Origin of the sequence: Candidatus Cryosericum septentrionale (genome assembly GCF_003570995.1) — a bacterium.
In the GTDB taxonomy this organism is placed as follows: domain Bacteria; phylum Caldisericota; class Caldisericia; order Cryosericales; family Cryosericaceae; genus Cryosericum; species Cryosericum septentrionale.
The window spans coordinates 4195-6283 of sequence record NZ_QXIY01000049.1 but is presented as its reverse complement, the minus strand read 5'-3'; the positions used below and the strand labels follow the sequence as shown (position 1 = coordinate 6283).

Below are 2089 nucleotides of genomic sequence, written 5' to 3'. Positions count from 1 at the left end.
ATGTTGTTGATGATTGTGGATGAAGTTTCATTGTGAGTAAGAAAAACTGCTTTGACATCATTGTCTTTCGTTAGAATTTCTGTAATCTCTTCAGGAATTGCTGCTCTTCCCCAAGGAATCTCAAGCCTCATTGCATTTCTTCCCTTTGCAACATTGATCCTGTAAAATCGCTCTCCAAAAAAACCTGTATCAACAACAAGGACTTTATCTCCTCTTTGAGTAAAGTTCTCTACAGCAAGTTCCATTGCACCCGTGCCAGAGGATGGGACAAGGAAAACATCCTGTGAACAATTAATCAATTCTTTTGTGATATCTATTGCCTCTTTGAAAATCTCCTTGAAGCGAGGACCTCTGTGGTTAATCATTGGCTGAGTTATTGCCGCAACTACTCTTGGAGGAAGCGGCGTTGGACCAGGAATCATCAAAAATTCTTTATTAATCATTTCTGCTCCTCTACGCTTCTGAGCGCTGCTCAGCCCAGTCGGGGCACGGCGTCGACAGAGGAATCGGGGCAGAGGCTGTTGCGACAATCGTACCGGACGCGTCAACCGGCAGTCCCTTGACGAACGCGGTCCCCGCATCGATACCAATAATGCATTCCTTCATCTATGCCATCCCGTTTCGTTCTTACCCCCTGCACGCCCCGTTCACAATCATGTGCAGGCCAGACTTCGCATTTCAACAGCAATTTCGGACGTACAATCAATGCCGTCAATCGTTACATTAACAATCTTAGAAGGTTCCACAGGAAAGTCAATGGTTCGGACGCTGGCGGTTGCGCGCCGCTTTGAAAGCATGGTTCAGAATTATCATGGGAACGCCGGGGATCGCTGATATATTCTCCCGGGTTACTACTCACGTAGGAGAGTACTGAATGAAGGCCACGCATCGACTCATCCAACATGGAAGTGAACTGGCTCCGTCGACTCATGAGAAAACGGAGGTGAACGATGACAGAAGAGTGCTGGTCCTCTGGATGAGAACAGAGCAGCGGGAATGGAGCTCACGATGGTCAAGGAACAAGCATATCTGAAGGCAGGGAAGACAAGGAAGTCGGCGATGCTGGACGATTTCTGTAAGGGGGCGGGATACTGCAGGAGACGTTTGCCCGTTCAGACCCTGCACTTGGGGGCGAACTGGTTCCTTCCCAGCCAGAAGCTCCTGCGGGGGGTCAGGACCGGGAGCCACATCACCAAGGTGTACGACACAGCACAGACACCGTGCGCACGGATGCTGGCACGGAAAGATGTTGCAGAAGAGACGAAGAAACGCCTCCTGGCTACACGTGCAGCGCTAGACATAACGAGCCTACTCCACGAGATCTTCCTCTGCCAGGACCAGCTGGATGAGATTGCCAGGAGGAGACAACCTCTGGTCATCAAGAAACGTGGCAGCTACGCCTCCATTGCTGGTGAGTTCACGACCTGATGGTTCACCTCCATTCTTACGTGAGTTGACACGCATATCACATGAAATTCAGATGTTCATTGCAGAGCCTCCTGATTGGCAAAATGATTACGATATTCATCGTTGAGTTCCACTCCCAGGCCAGGGCGATCAGAAACTGTCAGCTGGTCTCCTCTTATCTCGACGCCACCGGTTGTCGGCTGGAATGCAAGATCGATGCATCCATCCAGATCGACATGCGTGACGACCGGTGATCCCAACGCTACATGTGCTCCTGCTGCAATCCCGACCGGAGTTTCTGTCATGCACCCGATCATACACGGGATACCTGCAGCTCGTGCGATAGCCAGAATGTCGAGTGCACGGGAAATACCTCCAACCTTCTGTAGTTTGACGTTCAGCATGGAACATGCGTGAGAACGGACTAACGCCAGCGCATCCTCTGGTGTGTGGACGGCTTCATCGGCTGTTATCGGAATAGGGCTATGGTCACTTACCCATTGGAGGGACTCTGTGTCTTCTGCAGGAACGGGTTGCTCGGCAAAATCGATTCCTGCTCCAGCCAGTGCTAGCAGCACACGCAGAGCTCCTTCGCGGCCATATCCCTGGTTTGCGTCGACATGCAGCGGGAACGTGGGCCCTACTGCTGCACGAATCGCATGGACGCGTTTGACATCAAGAT

At 51.4% G+C, this 2089-nt stretch carries 3 protein-coding genes and 1 pseudogene; 1 reads left to right on the top strand and 3 read right to left on the bottom strand.

Annotated features, from left to right (window positions below; genetic code table 11):
- Together SMC1_RS09910 and SMC1_RS09905 are read right to left on the bottom strand one after the other, a co-directional pair.
- Positions 1-443: pseudogene (locus SMC1_RS09910) on the bottom strand (aminotransferase class V-fold PLP-dependent enzyme); the annotation flags it as partial.
- A gap of 10 nt (positions 444-453) precedes the next feature.
- On the bottom strand, positions 454-606 hold the full coding sequence (locus SMC1_RS09905; protein ID WP_119086606.1) for an FGGY family carbohydrate kinase: 153 nt from the start codon (positions 604-606) through the stop codon (positions 454-456).
- Between the two features lie 402 nt (positions 607-1008).
- Here SMC1_RS09905 and SMC1_RS09900 point away from each other — a divergent pair, with 402 nt between their 5' ends.
- A complete protein-coding gene (locus SMC1_RS09900) occupies positions 1009-1428 on the top strand; it encodes a hypothetical protein (protein WP_119086605.1) in 420 nt (139 codons plus the stop codon).
- Positions 1429-1484: 56 nt separating this feature from the next.
- On the opposite strand, the gene SMC1_RS09895 is transcribed toward SMC1_RS09900, so the two are convergent.
- A partial coding sequence (locus tag SMC1_RS09895) for a mandelate racemase/muconate lactonizing enzyme family protein (RefSeq protein WP_279386576.1) occupies positions 1485-2089 on the bottom strand: 605 nt, incomplete at its 5' end.